14 protein-coding genes are annotated in these 24,239 nt (G+C 30.1%); 1 reads left to right on the top strand and 13 read right to left on the bottom strand.

What is annotated here, in order from left to right; translation table 11 throughout:
• The first annotated feature begins 6 nt into the window (after positions 1-6).
• Positions 7-174 (top strand): hypothetical protein, encoded by a 168-nt coding sequence (locus tag OD91_RS13560; protein ID WP_186434454.1) that lies wholly within the window; start codon positions 7-9, stop codon positions 172-174.
• On the opposite strand, the gene OD91_RS12500 is transcribed toward OD91_RS13560, so the two are convergent.
• The 13 genes from OD91_RS12500 to OD91_RS12440 all read right to left on the bottom strand — a co-directional run bounded on the left by OD91_RS12500 (position 160) and on the right by OD91_RS12440 (position 24,189).
• Positions 160-621 (bottom strand): kelch repeat-containing protein, encoded by a 462-nt coding sequence (locus OD91_RS12500; protein WP_144896715.1) that lies wholly within the window; start codon positions 619-621, stop codon positions 160-162. The genes OD91_RS13560 and OD91_RS12500 overlap by 15 nt on opposite strands.
• A gap of 302 nt (positions 622-923) precedes the next feature.
• Positions 924-2,690, bottom strand: coding sequence for a T9SS type A sorting domain-containing protein (locus OD91_RS12495; protein WP_144896714.1), 1,767 nt, complete (start codon positions 2,688-2,690; stop codon positions 924-926).
• Between the two features lie 310 nt (positions 2,691-3,000).
• Positions 3,001-3,885: a glycosyl hydrolase family 17 protein gene (locus OD91_RS12490; RefSeq protein ID WP_144896713.1), complete on the bottom strand. Its 885-nt coding sequence runs from the start codon at positions 3,883-3,885 to the stop codon at positions 3,001-3,003.
• A 16-nt stretch (positions 3,886-3,901) separates the two neighbouring features.
• The gene (locus tag OD91_RS12485) at positions 3,902-5,314 is read right to left on the bottom strand and encodes an MFS transporter (RefSeq protein ID WP_144896712.1); all 1,413 of its coding nucleotides are present in this window, start codon (positions 5,312-5,314) and stop codon (positions 3,902-3,904) included.
• Positions 5,315-5,317: 3 nt separating this feature from the next.
• Entirely contained in the window at positions 5,318-6,808 is a 1,491-nt protein-coding gene (locus OD91_RS12480; protein ID WP_144896711.1) for a glycoside hydrolase family 30 beta sandwich domain-containing protein, read from the bottom strand.
• Positions 6,809-6,814: 6 nt separating this feature from the next.
• Positions 6,815-7,828, bottom strand: coding sequence for a glycoside hydrolase family 2 TIM barrel-domain containing protein (locus tag OD91_RS12475; RefSeq protein ID WP_144896710.1), 1,014 nt, complete (start codon positions 7,826-7,828; stop codon positions 6,815-6,817).
• A 4-nt stretch (positions 7,829-7,832) separates the two neighbouring features.
• Complete coding sequence (locus tag OD91_RS12470) at positions 7,833-9,095, bottom strand: glycosyl hydrolase family 17 protein (protein ID WP_144896709.1); 1,263 nt, start codon at positions 9,093-9,095, stop codon at positions 7,833-7,835.
• Between the two features lie 61 nt (positions 9,096-9,156).
• On the bottom strand, positions 9,157-12,621 hold the full coding sequence (locus OD91_RS12465; protein WP_144896708.1) for a hypothetical protein: 3,465 nt from the start codon (positions 12,619-12,621) through the stop codon (positions 9,157-9,159).
• 113 nt (positions 12,622-12,734) lie between these two features.
• Complete coding sequence (locus tag OD91_RS12460) at positions 12,735-14,399, bottom strand: family 16 glycosylhydrolase (RefSeq protein ID WP_144896707.1); 1,665 nt, start codon at positions 14,397-14,399, stop codon at positions 12,735-12,737.
• Positions 14,400-14,409: 10 nt separating this feature from the next.
• Positions 14,410-16,485, bottom strand: a complete 2,076-nt coding sequence (locus OD91_RS12455; protein ID WP_144896706.1) for a hypothetical protein — start codon at positions 16,483-16,485, stop codon at positions 14,410-14,412.
• 13 nt (positions 16,486-16,498) lie between these two features.
• On the bottom strand, positions 16,499-17,968 hold the full coding sequence (locus OD91_RS12450) for a RagB/SusD family nutrient uptake outer membrane protein (RefSeq protein WP_144896705.1): 1,470 nt from the start codon (positions 17,966-17,968) through the stop codon (positions 16,499-16,501).
• A gap of 11 nt (positions 17,969-17,979) precedes the next feature.
• Entirely contained in the window at positions 17,980-21,174 is a 3,195-nt protein-coding gene (locus tag OD91_RS12445) for a TonB-dependent receptor (protein WP_144896704.1), read from the bottom strand.
• A 207-nt stretch (positions 21,175-21,381) separates the two neighbouring features.
• A complete protein-coding gene (locus tag OD91_RS12440) occupies positions 21,382-24,189 on the bottom strand; it encodes a triple tyrosine motif-containing protein (RefSeq protein WP_144896703.1) in 2,808 nt (935 codons plus the stop codon).
• Between the last annotated feature and the right edge of the window lie 50 nt (positions 24,190-24,239).

The raw sequence follows: 24,239 nt of genomic DNA, 5'->3' as shown, positions 1-24,239 counted from the left end.
TATCAAATGAATATCAACATAAAACCAATACCAGCAAAAGACATATTAACCGTTATTCCTCTACTTCGAAAAATCAATTCTAAAACACCTGACACTATTCTTGAAAAACGATTACTAGAAATGGTAAAACTACCTCATTATGAATGTATAGGTTTGTATTTAGTGCTTATTTAATTTTTTGAATCTATTTACTTTCGTTTTAGCGAATTCAGTTAATTTAATTTTATAAACACCTGTAGCAGGTTCAGTACCATAATGTTTTACTATATATCCTCCAATAATATAAAGTGAGTTTTTATAGAAATGAATGTTTGCTTCTTTTAAATGTAGGCCTATCTTATATTCTTTTAAAGATTTTTCTAAAGTATTATAAATCAATAATTTTCCATAATCATAAATATAAATGTTCTTTTTATGACTTGTAATTGCTGGCTTTTTAAAAGCAGTAAATAAATCTCCTTCTAACTTCCATTCATTATTTGTTAAGTCCCAAGATTCAATAAAAGATACTGGCTTATTTTTATAACCACCAACTAAGAATATTTTATCGTCGGCAAGAATACCTGAAGTTTCTCTTGGATTTGGCATCTTTCCTATTTCATGCCATGCACCACTTTGCAAATTGAACAAATGAATTTTATCTGTAAAAACTTTTTTACCCTTTTTATTTATTTTTACAGAACCTCCTACAATTATTAAATGGTTCTTATAAACAAATGAATTAAAGTTTACTGCTTGGTGTGGATTTGTTTTATCAATTTGTATTGTTTCATTTTTAATATCTATAATTTGTATTTCATTGTATAAATATTCTACTTTTCCTCTTACTGCAAAAAGTTTAAACTAAAATTACAGAAAATATAATAACAAAAAAAAGCGTTCAAAATAAATTGAACGCTTATAATAATTATTTCAATAATTAACTACTGCTTAATAAATTTAGCAGTTCCTATTTTTCCATTAGCACTATACTTAACCATATAAATACCAGCATTTAAATCTGAGACATTTATGTTTTTAGAATTACTATCAACATTAATAGTTCTTATAGATTTACCTAATATGTTATAAATTGTAATATTTTCAATTTTTTCTTTAGAAGAGATTGTAATATTATTTTTAGAAGGATTTGGATACATACTTATTTTAGCTACATCATTATCAACTACACTAGAAGTAGAAGCCGCTCCAAATTTAACATCATCAAAATAATATATTTTTTCACCAGCTGTAGCTCCGTCTGTACCAAAATTGAAAAATAAAGATGCTTTATTATACGTATAAGTAGCATCAAATGCTGCTGTACCTGTAGCTTGACTATCAAAGTCAAATTCTAAAATTTCCCAACCACCAGCTACTGTTGTATTCACTTCTGTTTCTACACTATGAGTATTATCACCTGATTCTTCAACTTTTAATCTAACAGGAGTATTTGCGTCTGGAGACCATACACGAACATTCATTTTTCTAACTGAAGCTGTAAATGGAATAACGGTTTTAAATCCATTTGCTTTTCCTACAGTAGTACCTGACCAAGTTTCAGCTGTTGCCTTTTTGATAGTTTTAATAACCATATTTGTTGCATCCGTTGGATCTGCAACTAAAGAAGATTCATTGTTTCCAAAATCTGTTACTGTAAAGTCTACAGTTGTACCTTCAAAATCAACAGGTAAATCAATTTGATCTTTTGTTGGTACAACATTAGATAAAGAAATATCATCCATATAAAAAGTAAAATTAGCAGTACCATCACCCATTGTACCATTATCTATGATAACAACTAATTTGTCATAACTTTTTGTTTTATCTATTCCAGAATAATCGAAAGTTAATGTCTCCCATGCATTAGCAACGGTTGTTAACACTTCTTTTTCAAAATTTTCAGCTGGTACACCAGAATTTTCTACTTTTAGTAGAACTTTAGCTCCAACTCTAGGAGAATTAAACTTCATTGTAAAAGTATTATTGCTCGCAAAATCCATTGCAGCACTTAACACTAAAGAGCTTCCTCCCCAGGTTTGACCAGCACTTTTAACCATTTTACCCACTTTAGCTGAATTATTATCTGCATTACTCATTGGGTTATTTTCTGTGGTAACTGCACCTCCATCAAAATCTCCCCAACTTGTAGCAGATTCAAAATCTAAAGGCAGAGCAATCGTCGTTGTAGATGCAACGTTAGATAAAACTACATCATCAATTAAAAAAGTAAAATTTGCTGTACCATCACCCATTGTTCCATTATCAAAAATTATAATAACTTTTTCATATGAATTTGTTGAATTTATAGTTGAATAATCAAACGATAAAGTTTCCCATGCATTTGCTTTTGTAGTTTCTACTTGCTTTTCGAAATTAATAGCTCCGTCTGCAGCGTTCTCTACTTTTAAAAGTACTTTTGCTCCTACTCTTGGAGAATATACTTTCATAGTAAGTGTATTATTATTAGCAAAATCAGGTGCAGAAGCTAATTGTGTCCAACTTCCACCCCAAGTTTGACCAGCACTTTTAACCATTTGACCTACTTTAGCTGAAGAATTATCAGAATTATTTTGAGGATTTGCAATAGTTGTAACTGCTCCACCATCAAAATCTGTCCAAGTAGTTGCAGACTCAAAATCTAGTAAAGTTGTTTGAGAAAACCCAAAAGTTGTTACTAAAAAGAATACTAATGTAATTTTTTTAATCATAATTAATTATTTTATATTTATAGATATCCAATATTACCCATTAGTTATTAATAATCATAAAAAACCACCACTACAAGAAATATACAATCAAAAAAAACCAGCCAAAACAGGCTAAAACCCTTTATTAACAAGAGGTAAAGGTTGTTTTTATTTTGATGATAAATAACTATGGAAAATTTATTTACACTGTTGTATAGGTAATGTTGTGTTTTGTTAAGTTACTGAAATACAGGTAAATAATTATTTAGTTTAAAAAATAAAAAAAGCTACAAGTATATCTTGTAGCTTCATTAATTTAAACAAAAAATGTTTAAAATTTTACATCTCCTAACTTATCCCAAATACCCCAATAAGGGCCAACATCTCCTTCAGAACTTTCTTTCCAAGTTTCATCAAATGATGAAAAATAGAAAATATCTATTGCATCTTCTTGTGACCAATTTTGAGAATTTATAAAATACTTTAGGGCATTATCTTCTGATGGATGAGCTCCATGTAATTTTGTTCCTTTAAATGGCCAACCAGTTTCTGTAATAATAACTTTTTTCCCTTTTGCTGCTTTCAAAGCTCTTTGATACATATCTTTCATATATAGTAAAGAATAATCTTGATCACATCCTTCCCAAAAAGGATAGCAATTTGCTAAAATCACATCGCAAGTTTCAGTAAGCTTTGGTCTATCAGAAAATTCGTAGTATGAATCTACATATCCTACTGGAATATTAGGAATCTGACTTTTAACATCTTGAATATGCTTTAACAACTCTTCTTCTGTTAAATCTCCTCTATACATTACTTCGTTACCTACAGCTGCAATATCTACATAATTTGATTTTGATAAACTTATTAAGTTAGAGATTTCAGTTTCATTAATCGTTTTATCTACTCCTAACCACGCACCTACTAAGGTTTTTAAACCAAGTTCTTTTGCTATAATAGGTATATGTTCATTTCCATCTGTACACGAAAATGTTCTAATCCAGTTAGTATAAGGCTGAATAACCTCTAAACGCTCTCTAATTTGTTCTTTAGAAATAGTATCTCCTGGTTTTTGATGTTCTAAATATGGGCTAAAACAAATACCATGCATTCCTTTTTTTAAAATAGCGCTTGCTTTTTGCTTTAATATTTCTGTAGTATTTTCTTCAAAATCAATTTGAGCAAGTGGCAAAAATTTTTCTGATCTATAAGACATGTTGTTTAAGTTGGAGTTATGCTATTTCTTTTCTTTTATCTAGTTTTTTCCTAATTTCGTTTGCTTTTTCTTCTGATAAATCATAATCTTTCATAATATACAAAGCAATCAAAGTTCCTAAAATTGGAAGTCCTGAAAAGAAAATTCTTAATCCAAAAATAGCACTATCTGGCTGTTCACTTAATGCGGAATCAAATCCAACAAGGCTTAGAATTGTACCTGTTAAACCACCGGCTATGGCAAAACCAAATTTTGTCATCCACCAGTAAATTGCTCCAAAAACTCCTTCTCTACGCTTACCTGTATTTAATTCGTCTAAATCAATTACATCGGCTGTCATAGACATCATTATTGTAAAAAGACCACCTATTCCAAAAGAGAAAAACGGCAAAGCGAATAAAAACATATAGGGTTTACCAGGAATAAACAAAAACCAAAACATTATATAACCGATTAAAGAAATTGTTTGTGATATCATAAAGGCTTTCTTTTTACCCATCATTTTTGACATCTTTGCTACTAATGGAATCACTATAAAAGTAGAAACTAAAGCACCTACACTTCCAAAAAGTGTTGGCCAAATACCTGCAGCTCCAGCATCTCCGCTAAACAAATAATAAACAATAATGAAAAAAGTGAAACCAGCAACAGTATTAAAGGCATTAAAAATAAAAAAAGTAGATATACATAATTTTCTGAAAGGCTTAGAACTAAAAGCTTCCACAAAACCATTACCAATCTCTTTTAAACTTCCACCAATATTCTTTGCTGTTAGTGGTGAATAATTTTCATTTATAGTAGATTTACTTTTAATAAAAATTGCAGGAACTATTGCACATATTGCAAAAATAATTCCGACCCAAATAGCTAATTCTCTAACTGCAAAATCTGCAGTTTCAAACAAATCAGTGTCATACATAATAACCCAAAACCAAGGTGCAATCACCCAAGCCCATTGCCCAATCCACTGAGCAACTGCCATAATATTAGTTCGCTCATGAAAATCTTCACTCATTTCATACCCCATCGCCACATAGGGAACACTAAAAATTGTTAGTCCTAAATAAAATATAAAAGACCAAAAAAAGAAATAAGCAAAGTTATAATCTATCCCGTTATCTTTAAATAATTGCCACATTATAACAAAAGAAATTCCCATAACAATAGCTCCAATCAGAACATACTGTCTTCTTCTTCCCCATTTAGATTTTGTATTATCAGAAATAAAACCCATAATAGGATCGGTAATAGCATCAAATAATCTAGGCCCGACTGAAACAACAGCCCACATCCAACCTGGAAAACCAAGATCTTGAACCAATACTACTATAAAAATACTTATTGCTGCTGGAAACATTTGATTGGCGAGCATTCCAATTCCGAAAGCAACTTTTTGACCAAATGGTACTTTAGTAATAGTATTTGACATATATTATTTTTTAGCAGGAATTACTATCGTTTGAATAGCTTGTCCTTTAATTTTTATACTTACATTTTCCTCATGAAGAGAAATTGATATATTTTTTGCTTCAGTTCCTTCATTAAAAACAACAATTGCAATAGAATTATCTGGATTTTTTGCAGCAGTAATCATCAAAGATTTATCAGGATTTTCTACTCCAATAACCGTTGCTTGTGGTCTAATAAATTTGCTAAAGTGTGCTAACGTGTAGTAAATTGGTGTAAAATACACTTCATCTTTTTCTGGATCTACTATAACTGGTGCCACACACCAGTTTTTAAACCAATTTGGACCTCCTTGAGTATCTAATACCATATTCCAGTCTACCCAACCATCTACCCAATTATTAAGACAACCAATAATATCTCTTGCATATCTATTAACTGGAGCATATTTTGGATGCCATGGCTTTTGATGATCTGGAGCCCAATCCCAACCCCAATCCGTAGCTTCTTTTTTCCAATACCAAGCATCATCTTGCCATTTTGGAACTTCTGAATCTACACAGGCTTCTGTTTGAATTAAATACTTGTTTGGTGCTTTTTCATGCGCGTATTGCAATCTTTCTGGAAAATATTTGAAAGTACTTTCATACCAGTGAATTGCTGTACCTGCATAATATTTAGATGTTAATTCATCCTTATACATTTCATCAACCCATTCATTTAAACCTTCCCTATTTTGATCGTATCCTAAAATATTGATATGACTTTTACCTTCTTTTTCTAATTTAGGTCCTAAATGATCTTTAACAAAATCAGTCATTTCTTTGGGTGAAAAATGCATACTTTCCCAGTTATTTCCATTACCATGAGGCTCATTTACAACCGTTATTCCCCAGATATCAATACCTTCTTTTTTATAAGCATCTAAGTATTTCGAAAAGAATAATGCATAGGCATCATTATATTCTGGTAATAATTTACCGCCTACATATTTTTTATTGTCCTTCATCCAAGGCGGCGCAGTCCAAGGAGAAGCTATAATATTAAACCCGTCTTTAGAAATTTCCATTGCATCTTTTATCATCGGAATTAAATCATCCCTATCTTCATCAATTGAAAAATGCTCTAAGTTTACATCCCCTTCTACTGGTGCGTAGGTATAATTATTTAAAGAAAAATCGCAAGAACTAATATGTGTTCTTGTTAGCGAATATTTTGCGCCAGATTCCCCAAAATAAGCTTCTAAAACTTTATTTCTATTTTCTTTGCTTAAACGATTTAGTAAATACGCAGAAGATTCTGTAAAAGACCCACCAAAACCAGAAATTGTTTGATATTTTTTCGTTGGATTTATAACAACTTTTATATCATCTTTTGAAGCTTCTATATTGGAAATTTTAGTTAGTTTATTTCCACTCTCAGAAGTTTCATACACTTCTACTTCTAGCTGTTTTTTTGAACTACAAGATGAAATTACTAACATAATTATCAATACGAATTTTACTAATTTTAACATAATAGTCTATTTTATACTTCTAAATTTTTCTTTAACAACTTTAAAAGTTTTCTTTTTGTTTCTATGGATATCTACGATTCCCCAATACTCTTCATTTGGCGCTCCATCATAAGGAATTCCAGTACTGTTAGGTGCCCAACCACCAACATCTTGCTTATCATTATTTCCTGCTTTCCACCAGCCATCGGTAAATGAGAATAAGGTTGTACCAAAACATATTTCTTGATTGTCAAAAATTTTATCCAGGATAACTTTATTAGCGTGTGCTTGTGCTTCTTGATTTTCACCTTGCTCAAATCCTTCAACTGCTTTTGCCAAATAACTATCTCCACCTACTTCTGATAAATACATTGGTTTAGAACTTATAGCTTCCCATTCAGGAAAAATGGTTTCTGGTACAACCATCCTATAAACATTCATTCCCCAAACATCAATATTTGGACTTAATGATAATGCTTGTTCATTTGGTAAATCTCCATGAGCTGTTGATACTGGACGATTGGAATCTATTTCATGAATTTTTGCTGCTGCTTCATTCATTGCATTATACCAATTTTTTATATCGTCATTAAACCACTCTGGATGGTAATTATACTCATTACCTAACTCCCACATTAAAATTGCATTGTGATTTTTATATGTATTGATATACGTAATGAAATTTCCTGAATGAATATTGAACTTATCTTTTGAATCATTATATCCAAATCCAATAATAACTTTTAAACCTACAGATTCAATTTTATTAAGAACTTTCACATCATCAATTGGCATGTAAACTCGTATTGTATTTATGCCAGCTTCAACCATTAATTCAAGATCTTTATCGATAGTCTCAAAACTTCTCTTATCACTGCCAATAGGCACTGGATGATAACAAACACCTTTTATTAAATAAGGAATGTTATTTAATAATAATTGTCTTTTATTAACAGACACTTTATCCAAATTATCGTTTTTTTGACATGATGAAAAAGACATGCTAAAAAGAAGTAAAAAGGAAAAAATGTAATTTTTCATATTATTAATTGTTTAAAATTGCACTTTGTGTATTCGGAACATAAACATCTTTCATAAGCTGCTCTTTATCTCCATTGTAAGTTTTTGTGATAGAATTACCATTTCTTGTTAATCCCTTAAAAACACCTTGATTGACTAAATCCCAAAGGGCATATTTTGCCTTTCCATCGATTGTAAACAACCCAAAGTGATTTTCTGAACCTTGAGGATTTTGTGCATCTTTCCAATTTTCATTAAAAGCTTGAAAATAGAAACATGATATCTCTTCCTCATTCGTCCACTCTCTTATATGTTTATAATACTCTGCTGCTTTATACTCATCTGTAGCTTTTGACCCATCTTTTCCATAAAGTCCATTAGATTGACTCGCCCAACCAGATTCACCTATATGAATTGGTTTGTTAATATTTAAACTTTTCATATAAGATTTTACACCATTATATTGACTAATTGCATAATTTTTAGCTCTAAGCATTGCCGCATCAATTTTTTGTAAATCGGTTTCATGTTCCATTGGATCATTAACCCAATATGCAGGAGTATAATGCGTATCATGATACGCATAGGTATGCATAGATATATAGTCTACTGCTTTAATTAATTTTACAAGGTCTTCTTTATGATATGCGGTATCTCCACCACCCCAAGAAGCAAAATTATCTGAACTGGTTATCCATAAATCTGATGGTAACCCTCCTTTTTGTTTTAAGTCTTGTAAATGATTTACCCATTTCAAAATTACATTAGGTTGCACAAAATAGCTTGTAGCCCAATGTACCATGGCTTCATTTCCAACCGCTATAATTTTTACAATATTTGGATATTTATTCGCTAAAGCTACAGCTCTATCAATTTCTCCAGTATTGTTAGGACTTTCAATATCATGATTTGGCTCTTGGCTAGTCCATGCATTTAAACAATCAATCCATGCACCAAGCATCACATACATTTCGAAAGAAGGATCTTCTTTTTTAATTTCAGTTATCGCTTTTAGAATATTTTCAGCTTGTTGTAATTGAACATTATAAGTTCTTAAAACACCAATACCCATAGCTGAAAGAATTCTCATATCTTCTTTTATTTCTGATATAGTTGGCTGAACATCTCTTGAATCTGTTCTATAGCCTCCATAAGAAATTGCTAAATATTTTGGGTTTCCTAAAATGTCTTTTGCTGAAATACTCACTTTATTTTTTAAATTATTTAATTCTGATTCTTTTTTAGCTTCAGTTTTACACGAAAAATTTATTATCAATAAAAAAAGCATCGCTGATGTTATAAAACAGCTTATAAAAAATTGCCTATTTATGTTTCTTTTTATTTTCAATTTATTTTTTTACATGAACTATTATTGATTCAATTTCCCCAGTTCTTTTAAACATTTTTTTACTTATTTCTTTTTCAATTACTAAATTATTAGAATCTAAAACTCTATCATTTGTAAACTTTATAAGAATAGATTCTTTTAGTGATTTTTTATAAATAATTGGTACTTGACAATAGGTAAAAGCTAAAGAATCTTTATGAAGATTTATTGTTTTTGTTTCTTGCTTCACATTAATATAATGAAACGTTTTAGCTTCATTAAAAAATTCTTCTTTTCTTAAAATACTTGGATTAAAACAAATAGATCCTTTAGAAACAAAAACACCTAATTCGCCAAACCTACTTAAAACATCTTCCTTAACTTGACCTGTCATACCAGGTTGTTGCGCTCCTTTTCCTGCAGGTGTATGCGAATATGGATCTGTTGGAAAAGCACCATATAATTTTGGCGATTTATTTACACCTATTCCTTCATTAATTTCAAAATAGTGATCTAATAATCTTCCAATATCTTGTTTACTATCATTATTATTAATTGCAGAAATACTAACTTCTTGTACTGCCAATAATAGTTTAGAAACCATATGCCAATAAATAGACCCTAGGCCTTCGTAGCCAAAAAATGTACCTGATCTACCTGTAAATGCTTTATGATTAAACACACCCTCAAAAACATTGGCAATTAAATTGCTCTCTTTTTCAATAAGAATCTTGTATTCTGAATCAGATAAATTATTTAATGCATCTTTTAAACTGTCTACATTATTAAAATTACCATTAAAGTGATATTGATTAAAACAATCTTTCTGTACTATTTGTGTATTATTATCCGCAACTAATTTTTGCAACAATTCAGATTTTTGAACCTCTGAATCTGGAATATTATTTTTATCGGTAAATCTTGGTAATTCTTTATTTGGATATAAAATGTAACTGTATTGATCTGGTCTGAATAATGCGCTGTTTTTTAAAGCATCCAATAGCGTTACAGATTCATTCGTTTTTAAGTAACCTGAACTTAAAACAGCTACTTGCCCTTCTAGCATTTCTGGTAAATAAGAGATAGAAACTTCAGAATCATTTTTAACAGTCATTAAATTATATGCATGATATAATTTATCTGGACGCTTATTAGCTTCTATAGAATGCTCAATAAAATCTAAAGAAATTTTAAGAAAAGCTTCTATTTCATTTAATCCCAATGATGTTTTATCACCAGAAAAACCATTTTTATAAATTTCTTCTCTATACGCACTTCCTGCTGTCCCTAATTGATCTAAAATTAACTTTCTATCGGTATCAGAAATACTACCTAATAATAATTCATCTTTGGCTTCTAAAGTTTCTTTAACTTCTTTGAAAAAAGTAAATAAATCATTAGAAATCTCAATACTTTCTTGTTCTGTTTTGTTTAGTATATTTTTAAAGAAAGCTAAAAAACGTCTTAAATAATATAGCGTAACCATAGAAACACCATTACCAACCAAGGCATTGTTAGCATCATTCCATTCTGGACGTTGTGTATTCATCCATATTCCAGCTTCTGGAATAAAGTTTGACATTTTAGCCAAAACTGTTGCTAAAATTTTCTCTAAAAAATTAACTTTATAGATAGCATTACTTTCATCTCTTAACAAAGCGCCATCAACACCAATATTATTTCTTAACTTTTGTATTTCTTCTTCTGAAGAATCATCAAAATCAATCGTGTTTTTTGGGTCTTGTAATATCTCTTGATATGATTTTATTCTATATGGAACATTTGCATAAACAAATACATTTTTATTAAAGTACTCAGTTAGTTTTTTAGGAAAATGTTTCTCTATAAATTCTAAAAACTTTAATAAATATATAATTTGATGATCTCCCCAATACCCTATATAAGACCATGGATTATCTGGTTCAATAGTTTCCCAATCAAAACCGCCTTTTGTTACTCTATAAGGATTATAACCATCGAAAGTTGTGGCATTTAAAAACTTATGAATCATTCCTTCAATAAACTCAGGATATGAATGCGCTAAAGCTTCCCAATTCTGAAAAATATCACGCCAATTTCCTTGATAGTCTAATATTTTAGAACCATCCACTTCACTTCTTGTATTGATAGAAAACTTATTCCAAGGACGACTAGGGTCACCATGTCTTCTACTAAATTTTAATGGTAAATACTCGAAACATAAACGAAAGAAGTCTGTATTTTCATCATATTTAGCAATGCTTTTTATATCAAACAATGTAAATTCTGACGGTAATTTGTTAAGCGTAGCAGATTTTAACTTGTATACTTCTTTATTTGCATTTTGTATATAATTTACAAAATCAGACTTTTCAATTTGATAATTATTATCAAAAATTCCACCACGCATAATATTAAACATGGTATTTGCAAAATGTCGTACTCCTCTTAAATTATCTGCGGTTAATTGAATTCCGTCTGCTGCACCAACTAAACTTTTAAGATTTTCAGTACCATTTTCAATATCTTCAAAAATTAAAGATTTTAAATTTTCAGTACTCTTAATTGTTTCCTTTAATTGATTAATATCTGTTATAGATTGATTTACATTCGTAACAAATAACCATTCATTTTCGGTATTTGGCGCTAAAGCAAATACTGAACTAGTAAAATATGCACCTCTTTCTGCTTTTACATCAACTTCTTGCTCAATTTTAAAACCGTTTCTAAAATTATTAACTTGAAGAGACGATAATAAATAAGTAGGTTTTTCATTTCCTAAAGACCAAACTATATTGGCTTTTAAGGCTTCACTAGGTTCTGCTTTATCTACAATTATTGCACTAAGCGAATAAATTCCTAAACCAACATCAGCTTCTAATTCATTTCTTTTATAAGCATCTACTAAATTACTACTTGCTCTTTGTAAATCTTCTTCTACTCCGTATGGTAAGATATTTTGTAAGCCATCTAAAACATGAACTTCAATAGAATCTGAAGAACGATTAATTAAGGTTGATTTTTTTACAAATCCATAGGTATTACTTGAATTCCATTCATAAGTAAAAGTGAGGTTTAAATCATGATTTACTTCTTCAAATATTACTTTATCTCCAAATGAGTTTTTATATATATTTCTTGAAATCTTATAGGTATTTCTGTTGAATTCAGAAAATGGCTCCCATAAATAAGTTTCTTGATAAATTTTAACTTTAATGATGGTCTTACTACCTGTTACTTCAGATGATTCTGTAATAATATCATCAGTATAATAAGGAAACAACGCGTAATTACTGTTTTTTCTACCTGCAGAAAGAGCCCCGGTACTAGATATAAACATCCAGTGGTTAGAGTTACTCACTATGCTCATAAAAAAAGGACGCATTCCATCTACATTAGAAATCTTATAAAATGTCTCTCCTTTTAAAGAAACTTGCTGTCCTAAAACCTCTTTTTCTAAGAATTGAGATTTTATATTTCCTATATTTAATTCTTTATTGATATTCATTAATAGCTTTTAAACTAATGTTAACTATTAGCTTTATTGATATTATTTGTTGGGTAAATAGAGATTGATTAGTTAGGTACTAACCAATCTCAAAACTTTAATTCAAAAAATTCTTATTGATAAACTTTTATATAATCTATTTCCATTGTATCCTCTGTAAATCCTGCATCTACATTTCCACCTAAGCTTCCACCCATAGCAACATTTAGAATTAAGAAGAAGTCTGCATTAAACGGTAAACTTGCACTATTTGTTAATTCATAAAATAACACATCATCTAAATAGATTTTTATTGAAGCTTCTGTCCATTCTAATGAATACACGTGAAACTCAATTGAAGCATTGGAAATACTAGTATTTGTTCCATAATCAGCTTTTTGATTTGAAGTACTATCTTCCCAATGGCAAGTTGCCAATATTTTGTTTTTATCAGCCCCAGTTTGCTCCATAATATCGATCTCACCACTTTTTGGCCAACTTACAGTAGAAAAATTAGATCCTAGCATCCAAATTGCTGGCCAAGTACCAGCACTAGCAGGTAATTTAGCTTTTACTTCTACTTTACCATATTTAAAATTATATAACCCTTCTGTTTTTAATCTTGCGGAAGTATAACCACCATTACCATCAGCTTTAGCGGTAATTTTTAAAGAACCTCCTTCAACCTTAGCATTTTCTGCATTATTAGTATAAGTTTGAAGTTCATTATTACCCCAACCACCAGCACCTAAATCATAAGTCCATTTAGTTGCATCTGGTGCACCATCTGTATTAAAATCATCTTCCCAAACTAAGTTTGTAAATTGAACTGGAGCTGTTTTTGACGGCTTTGTTGATGTAAATTTATGATACCATGCAAATCCATCTCCTTTTTGAATAATTCTTACAATTAATTCATCATTAGAAATAGAAATAATATCATATGTACTAGCTCCAACTAACCATCCCATAAAACCTCCATCAGAAATTTCAAAGCTTGATTTTCTATAAGGTTCGTTATTATAAGAACCTTCTAGTGCTGCTTTAGATGAAGAGGGCAAAAAAGAAACATTTTTAACACCAAACATAGTTGTTGCAACTGTTTCATCATGGCATTGATCTCCTCCCACTCCTAAATCTCCAGCATAAGTTCCAGGTACAAAAGCTGGTCCAACTGTTTGTTCAAAAGTAATTCCATCTGCAGTTCTTGTAAAGACAAACTCATTGTCATACATACAACCTTTTTCTGTATCCCAAGCTTTAATACCATTCCACCAAGCTTCATAGGCAAATTCACCATTTCCGTAATCATCTGTTACTGGTCCTAAACCAACATGCACATCTTTATCTGCTTGCCAATACCATTTTTTACTATCACCTACATTAGCTCCACTTAAAAAGTTTTCTGCTTCTACATCTGTAAAAGAACTAAACACGGTAACATCTGTAGTAGTATTAGAACTTAATCCTCCAGTACCAGTTGCATTTACAATTACTGTATATTTATTAACACCTACTTTAGTATATCTATGTTTTATAACTCCTGTAGGTTCTACATCTTTCTTACCATCTCCAAAATCAAGTTGGTAATTAATTACATTATCGGCAGTAACTGTAAAAATTACAAAACCTGAACCGTCTCCATTTGGATTATTTGCATCTTTACCAACTATTTCTGCAGTTACCACAATATTTGAAGGAGAAATAAGCCCTCCTAGTTGATACTCATTTTCTTGACATCCGTAAAAAGCTGTCATTAAAGAAAATAGAACTATATAAATATTTTTAATTTTTTTCATCATAATATTTTTATTGTTTTAATAACTTATATGTCCAAAAAACTCCTGAACCTGCCTCAATACTAATTTCCATTTCCGTATTATTGTTAGACAGAGTTACATCATAAGTTATTGAATCTGGTGCTGTTGTAGGGTCAGATAATTCTCCTGAATTATTAGGTTTAGGAATTCCTAAATAAGCTCCTTTTCCATTTAACTTTATTGTATTAGCTGTAGCATCATATTCAAATGTTGCTGCATTAGAATTATCATGTGGCGCTACAGCTGCTGCACAACCATCTGCTGTTACTCCTTGCCAAGCTTCTACCCAAGTATCAGCTCCTAAAACATTACTAAAACCTCCACCGGCACTAAATACATATTCATCATCATAAAAACATGCTCTCTGTGTAACTCCTGCTGCATCTATTGACCACCAATCACCGTTTCCTAAAGAAGGTCCAACTTTTAATGAACCAGCTTCTGGAGCTATTTTCCAAGTACCATCTATTGGTGTTGTTATTTGTGATGTATCTTTTACTAATTTATAAGACCAAAACACACCAGAACCAGCCTCTATACTAACCTCCATTACAGTATTGTTATTTGATAATGTAATATCATATGTTATAGAACTTGGTACAGCCACATTTGGTAATTCACCAGCGTTATTAACTTTTGGCAATCCTAAATACGCACCAGCTCCATTAACAGTAACTTTATTATTTGTTTCATCATGAATAAAAGTAAAGGCTCCAGAATTATTGTGAGGCGCTACTGGCACACCACAACCTTCTACTGCAATTCCTTGCCAAGTTTCTACCCAAGTATCGGTTCCTAATGAATTTTTAAATGACCCATCCATACCAAATACATATTCATCATCATATAAACATGCTCTTGTAGTTACACTTGCGGCATCAATTGACCACCAATCTCCATTTCCTAATGAAGGACCAACTTTTAATGAACCTGCCTCTGGAGATAATTTCCAAGTTCCAGACAAAATAGAAGGTGCAGAAGGTGTTTTCCAGAAATATAAATTATCTATAAAAACAGAACCTGATCCTACAAACTTAAATTGTTTTAAATCCGATATTACTAAACCTTGGTCTGTAAATTCTTTTAAAGGAATTTCAAAACTATTCCATTGATCTGCCACTAATGTTTTTGTTACAAAGAATTCTGCTGATGTTGAACTAATAGGGAAAATATCTATTGAAGTAGCATCTGCTGTCCAAACATCAATATGTAAAGTTTCCATTGCTGATGCATCTTGCACATTATTTGAAAAATCAATTCCTTGATAATTTAAGTTGCTATATTGAAGCATAGCATCTCCATTTAAATCAAAAGCATTATAAACAGTTTGCTGCCCCCAATTTGGATTATAATCTATATCTGTGATATCTGTATATGCATCACTAAAAATAGAAATAACATCAGTTGCACTCCTATTAGGAGGTGTAGACACAGAAGCTAAAGGTGCTAAAATAGCAGTAACCTCAAAATCTTCATTATGCTCAGTTGTTGCAATTGCTCCACCTTTTGCAATCACCTTAATAGAATATGTTCCTGCTGTTTGATATTGGTAATTAATTGATTCTCCAATATTAGCAGTAGCAACGGGTTGAGTTACACCTGTTTCTCCTGAATGAAACTCATACATTGAGGCAAAATCAGCAGTTGCTGTAATATTTAACTGTTTTGAAATTGCTTTGTCGTTTTCTAAAGTCACCACTAAATTTTGAGGTGCTTGAAATGACACAACAAGTTCTTGTGTAGCTTCTGTTGTATCTCCTTTAATATTTGACGCAATTATATTTACATTATAAGTTCCTTCTGCATAGGTATGAGATACATTACTTCCAGATCTTACTTCCATTGCTGGGCTTCCATCTCCTAATTGAATTTCAAAAGAAGTAGCTCCTTCAGCAGTTGGTGATATTGTTACCAAACCTGTATTATCTTGTGTAATATTAAATGCTGCTGCAACATTAGATGGAGCAGGTACAGCATCTAGAAAATCTAGATTAGTTTCATCTGTACAAGCCAATATCATCATAAAAATGATAAAAACTTTAGATATTTTGTTTATTATTTTCATCTTTTATATTTTTTTAATAACCATTATTTTGATCCCATCTATTTCCTGCCAATTCAATTTCTATTCTTGGTATTGGAAATACTTCATTTTTACTTGTTGTAAACCCAGGAATACTACTTGTTTTACCTGTTCTTACTTGATCAAAAAAGCGATGTCCTTCTCCAGCTAATTCTAATCTTCTTTCATTAAGAACATTCTCTAAAGTTGCATTAACTCTATGATTTGCATCTCCAAAAGCTCTATCTCTTACTTGGTCTAATAAACCTTGAGGATTATTTTTTTGAACTGTGGCTTGTAAATTTGCTTCAGCTGCCATTAAAAGTACATCTGCATATCGAATAGCTCTGTAATTATTACTTCTATTGATATTTTGATCTGGTATTACATTATCATCTGCATAAGGAATGTATTTTTTGTTAAAAAAACCTGTATGTTCTGATCCTCTATTATATGTAACGTCTGTTTTAATCGCTACAAATGCATCAATATCAAAAATAGTAGCATCTTTTCTTGTATCACCTGTTTCATATGCATCTACTAATTCTTGTACTGGTATATTAAAACTAAATCCTGAAGCGTATGGTGCATAATTCCCTCCTTTAAAACGAGGCCCCATAAAACCTACAGCAAAATTCCCTTCTAAACATTGAAAACATTCAAAACTCGCTCCTTCTTGAGTACCAGAATACTGTACTTCAAAAACTGCTTCTACACTATTCTCATTATTGTTTAAAAATACTGTTGTGAAATCTGAAACTAATTGGTATTGACCAGAAGCAATTACTTTATTAAACGCATCTGCAGCTTCATCATACTTTTTTTGATATAAATAAATTTTACCAAGTAAAGCTAAAGCTGCGCCCCTTGTTGCTCTACCTTTTTGGTTTTGTTGCCAAGGAAGTTTGTTAATACTTGCATTTAAGTCTGCTTCTATTTTCGAATAAACTTCTGCTTTAGGAGTTTTTTCTATAGTTTGAGTATCAGCAATACTTATTCTACCATCTGTATATAATGGAACATCACCAAAAAACTTTACCAACTCAAAATAATAATAAGATCTTAAGAAAAGATTTTCTGCTAATACTTGTTCTTTTCCTTGAAATTGAGTTTTATCTTGAAATTCTACAATATAATTTGCTCTACTAATTCCTGCATACATCCATTGCCAAATACTTCGTAAAGCTCCATTATCTGGTGTATGAATCATATCATCTATTTGCTGCCATTCTAATACATCTGTAGGGTTTTCTCCACCACACAAAGTATTATCTGATGCTATTTCTCCTAGCATGTTATTTAATGCTGTAGTATTAAGCAAATCATACACTCCTACTAAAGCGTCATGATAGTCTTGAGGTACATTAAAATAGTTTTCTGTATTCTGTTTCCCTTCTGGAGTAATTTCTAAATACTCGTCACAAGAATTTATAGTGAATAGAACCACTAATGCAACTGTAATTTTATATATTATTTTATTCTTCATCCTGATATTTTTTAAAATGAGACATTAACGCCTAATGTATAAGTACGTGTTTGTGGATATTGTCCTAAATCAACTCCTGCCGCAGATGGGTTTGAATTAGAAACATCCGGATTGTATCCACTATACTTTGTAAACGTGTATAAATTATTTGCGGAAAGATATATTCTTACTTTATCCATCTTTAATTTATTTAAAGCATAAGAGGGTATAGAATAACCTACTTGCACATTTTGTATTCTTAAAAATGATGCATCCTCTACAAAGAAATCTGAAAACAAATAGTTGTTTGAAGCATTGGTTGAGGCTCTCGGTGTAGTATTTGAAGTTCCTTCACCAGTCCATCTATCTAAATACAATCTTGGTTTATTGCTATAGGTTAAGAAACGCTCATAACTTCTTACAACATCATTCCCTAATGAAGCATACAATGAACTTGAAAAATCAAATCCTTTATAATCCATATTTAGATTAAATCCTAAAGTCATTTCAGGAATTGGATTTCCAAGAACAGTAAGATCATCTTCACTACCAAATTCAACAACACCATCTCCATCAACATCTACAAAACGTAAATCTCCTGGTTTTGCACCAGCTTGTGTTGCATGTGCGCTAATTTCTGCTTGATTTTGAAATACTCCATCAGTCTTTAAGCCATAGAAAGTTCCTATAGGTAAACCTGTTTGAAATCTTGAGGTATTTTGACTTAATCCAAATGTACCACTTGAAATAAAGCCTGCTGCATTATTAACTTCTATCGTTTTGTTTTTTACTGTAGTTATATTTAACCCTGCTCCGATTTTAAAATTATCAGAAACCTGTTTATTAAAGTTTAAACTTAAATCAATTCCTTTATTTTCAATCGTACCTGCATTAACAACTGGCGGAGAACTACCTCCAGCAGTTGCACCTAATAACCCAGAGACTTCAGGTACTAAAAGTAAGTTTTCAGTAGTTTTTGTATAATAATCAAAAGTAATATCAAACATATTATCTAAGAAACTTAAATCAAAACCAACATTAATTTGAGTATTTGTTTCCCATTGTAAGTCTGGATTCGCTAATTGTCCTTGAGCATTTCCGTTAACAATAACATTTCCAAACGGATACGTTGCTTCTGCATTTGCTCCTTGTAGGTTTCCAATCCACCTATATGTGTTCCCTGTATCTGGGTCTTTTATTTTATCACTTCCTGTGATACCCCAACTTCCTCTAACTTTAAAATTATTAATTGTTTCACTCTTAAAAAAATCTTCTTTAGAAGCAATCCACCCTAATGAAACTGAAGGAAAATACCCAACTCTATTATTAGGTCCAAAATAAGTTGAAGCATCTCTTCTGACCATTGCTGATAATAAATACTTACCTTCATAATCATATTGCATTCTTCCAAAAACAGAAAACTGTCTTGTTTCATTTATTCCTGTAGAAGAAGACTGATTTCTTTGTACTGTTTTATTATCAACAACTATATTACCAGAACCATCTAATGTCGTCAAAATATGCTCATCATAAACATTTTGGGAATTAAATAAATATGCATTTTCCCAGTTATCCAAACCTACTAAAGAACCAGAACCATAGGCACCATAAAACTGTACACTTTGAAATGCAGTTCCTAGAAGGAAATTAAAATTATGATTTCCAATCGTTTTCTTATACTCTAAAAAAGATTCCCAAGTGTAATCAAAATAATTTTGATTATCTTCTGCTACTGTACTATATAAGTCTGTAATATTATTACCATTAGTATCAACTACAAACTGATTATTAGCATCTATATTAACATTATTATTAACCTTGTTTGGCCCATAATAAGCTAAAGGATAATAATTTCTATTTACAACATCTGCATAGTTAAAATTATACCTTGAAGTAACTTTTAAATCATCTATTACATTATAAGACAACTCTAATTTACCTGTAAATCGATTTACTTTTGTTTCGTTATAAGTATTATTTATTAATGCAAAAGGATTGATAATCTCTATCCCTTGCTCACTACCTATATATGAAAATCCTCTTGAAGTACCTGTTCCATCAGTTCCATCAAAAATTGATGTTAATGGTGAAGCATTTAATGCATGATATAAAGCAGAACCTCTTCCGTTTTCTGGAATAGTTTTTCTATTAATATTAGTATATAATATTAAAGTATTTAACTTTAACTTATCTGTTAGATCGATCCCTAAGTTATTTTTAATTGTAAGTCTATTAAAATTTGATTTTTCTGGATTAATAATTCCATCTTGTTGAAAAATACTTGCACTTGTACTATGAGTGATTGTTTCCGAACCTCCACTAGCACTTATACTATGATTTAAGATTTGAGCTTGAGTAAATAATTCTTTTTGCCAATCAGTTCCTAAACCATAACTACCAATATTTGGATAAGGAATTGAGTTACCATCTGCAATTTCTGTTTCATTTACATACACTGCATATTCTGTAGCATTCATTAAATCTAATTGATTTGACGCTTCTTGTATAGTATAATAAGAATTATATGCAAATTTTGTAGGTCTATTCTTTTTACCTGCTTTTGTTGTTATTAAAATTACACCATTCGCTGCTTGTACTCCATAGATAGCAGAACTCGCATCTTTAATGATGTCCATTTTTTCAATATCATTTGGATCAATAACACTAAGATCTTCACCAATATTAACTCCATCAACAATTACTAAAGGTGCATTATTACCATTGGTTGTAATACCACGGATTCTAATATTTAATGAAGAACCTGGAGAACCAGAATTTGCAGTTACTTGTACACCTGCAGCATTTCCAGTTAATGCTTCTTCTATCCTTGTAGGATTTGTTTCTGCAATTTTATCTGCATTTAAAGATGAAAAAGAACCAGATACTAATTCTTTTCTTTGCGATCCATACCCAACAACAACTACTTCATCTAGTTGTTCTGAACTTTCTTCCATTTTAACATTGTGCGTAGAAGAACTTACAGTTACCTCTTTAACTTTAAATCCTAAATAATTAAAAACCAAAATAGCACCTTTTGAGGCTTGAATGGTATAATTACCATCAAAGTCGGTTTGGGTACCTTTTGTAGTTCCTTTAATTATTATACTTACTCCCGGTAAAGGGTCTCCGTAGGTAGTATCTGTTACAACTCCACTTACATTCATATCTTGACTATAAGAGAAGAATGTGAAAAATAGGCTGACTATTACAATTAATAGTTTTCTCATAAAATTGATTTTTAATTTTTGATAAATTTAAGGGTAAATAAATGTGAATTACATAAACTTACACCCTACAAAAAATATACATCGTAAAAAAGACACTCTTTTATCAAGCTATTACTAATAAAATTACAGAAAATAAAATGTCATTATTTTCGCTATTTTAATATATGTTGTGGTAATGTATAGGTCATTTAAAAAAATGTTGTGTGGTTATATTTCTAAAATATAATCTGTGAGGTTCGCATCATGGGGTAAACTCATTTTTTTTCTTAATCTATATCTTTTTACCTCTACACTTCTTGGAGATATATTTAATAATGGTGCTATTTCTTTTGATGATAAATTAAGACGTAAATAAGCACAGAGTCTTAAATCATTTGGAGTTAAATTTGGATGAGAGGTTTTTAATTTTTTGATAAAGTCTTTATCAGCATTATTAAACGCTTCTTTAAACATTTCCCAATCATCTGTATTATTTAAGTTTTTATCAATTAATCGAACTACATCATAAGCTTTTCTATTTTCAACATCTTTCAATTCGGTTTTAATTAAACTTAAAAATTCGTTCTTTTTTAAAAGACTCATAGTAGATATAGCCAATTCTCTATTTTTACCATTTACATCTAATCGTAATTGGTCATTTTTTATTTTCATCAACTCTTTTTCATTTGCTAAACTTTTAAGTTTAAACTCTTTTTCTTGTTTCAGTAATAGTGCTTCTCGTTGCTTACTATAATACCTTTTATATATTGTATGCATTAAAATTGAGAAAATAATAAAAGAAATAATATAAAGAACCAATGCTAAATTTGATAAATACCAAGGTCTTTTTATAGAGAAATTATAATTAGCTACATTTTCAGTAATACTATTACCAACCTTACCCCTTACCTTAAAAGTATAATCTCCAAAAGATAAGTTTTTGAATAGCACTTGTGGTTCTGTAGACCAATTACTCCAATTCTCTGACTGTCCAATTAATTTATATTGAAATTTCACATTCAATTCTTGACCAAAATACGGGACATTATATTTGAATTGAATATTATTTTCTTCAGCATCTAAATCAATATTTTCATTTTCATAACCGAGTGGCAGAATAATAGGTTTAGCGTCTAAGGAATTCTTTTTTACACCACTAATTTTTATAGTATAATTATGATTTTTAACTTTATCTAGGTTAAATAACGTATACCCATCCAATGTTCCAAATAAATAATTACTTTCACTTAATTTATTAAAGTTCTCAAAACCAATTGCTCCTTTTTTAAAATTTTCAGAAATTGAAACTTGCTTAATAATTGGGTTATTACTTATTTCTTCTGAGGTTAAATAATTGATATTTTCATTAGCAAATCCAAATAATAGATTTTCTTTAGTATCAAAAACTAGTTTACCAGATATAAAATTTTCTTTGGGAATTAATTTACTTAAAAATGAATCTTTTAAAAACTTATTTTTATTTCCATCAAATTTATAGACACCATTTTTATAACTATAAACAATGTCTCCTTTATATTTTATAAGTCCTGAGTGTAGCCCTTTGCTTATTGTAGTATCTCTTTCAAATGATAAAATTTCATCATAAGATTTATTGACTTTAAGCTTAAAAACACCTTTATATTCATGATTAACAAAAATTAAATCATCTTTATATAGTTCAAAATATCTACTAGAATTATCAAATCCTTTAATTCTATGTGAATATTTCCATTCAGAATTTTCTTTTTCTAAAATATGTAATCCATCATAATTTCCTTGAAGAATCTTATCATCAGCAATCTTTTTTAAATCCCATGTACCATTTATTGTACTGATAACAGTTACTTTATCATCGTTAATAATAAATGTTCCTGCATTATGACCACAAAACAACTTATCATCAAACTTTTTCAAACTCCAAACTTGTCCTTGAGTATTTTCAATAAATTTCAATTCATTATTTGAGGGATATTTTTTATAAAACAACCCTTGATTTGTTCCTAAATATAAATTTCCATTATGAATTTTAGAATCATATACAGTTCCTATATTACCATTTTTATCATTATATATCCTAAAAGGAGAGTCAATATTTATACTGTTTATTCCATTATCTAAACCTAACCAAATATTTTTTCTATCATCTTCAAAAACAGACAGAACTGTATTATTTGTTAGTCCATTTTTGTAATTAAGGTTGTATATCAACTCACCTTCCTTATTAATATAATATGCTCCATGAGAAATAGTTCCTAAGATAAAACCTCCATTAGAAAGCTGTTGTGCACTATAAATAGTGGCATTCATAAAAGAATTATAAAAAGGTAGCTCAATTTTAGTTAACCTAGAATTATTTAATTTGAAAAACCCTTTAGTGTCTGTTATAAAGAAAAGATTCTCATTTTCTTGATAGATAGAAATTATTTCATTCTCCTTAAAAACATCATGATCAGAAACTAAAACACCTTCTCCTTTTTCAATTTTAAAAACACCTTTATTTATTTTTTGAAAATATATGGTATTATCGATTTGAATTATTTTAGTAATCTTGGTTTTAGATTCTATAATTTTAAATTGATTTGTTTTATCATTGTATAGGTATATTCTTTTTAATGATTGAAACAACATCCAATCATTCATCTTAATAATATTCCAAAATTGCTCATCTTCATCAGGAGTAATATTCGCTTTTTCAATTAAAGATGTATAATGTAATTCTCCTAATTCGTCTTTTTTCCAGAATCCAAAATCCATGTAAAAACCAGTATATATTTTATCTCCTACCACTTTTACAGAACGCATAATAGTTTCATTAGGTGTAGGAAAAAGCTTCCAATTCACACCATCAAACTCCAACAACCCTTGATTATTAACTACATACAAAAAACCATCATTAGATTGACTTATTGACCAGTTCTGAGATTCAGCTCGATAATCTTCTGGAGTAAATGTATTTATAGGTGGTAATTCTTGAGCAATATTTATGGATAATACAAAGAACAATAAAACAGTAAATGTCGATTTTATAAATTTCATTTCAACTTTTTCGAATAATAAAAACTGGGATAGTTTACCAAGATACATTA

This window comes from Lutibacter sp. Hel_I_33_5 (assembly GCF_007827455.1).
GTDB lineage: Bacteria > Bacteroidota > Bacteroidia > Flavobacteriales > Flavobacteriaceae > Polaribacter.
The sequence above is the reverse complement of the archived record's forward strand: the minus strand, read 5'-3'. Positions and strand labels throughout refer to the sequence as shown.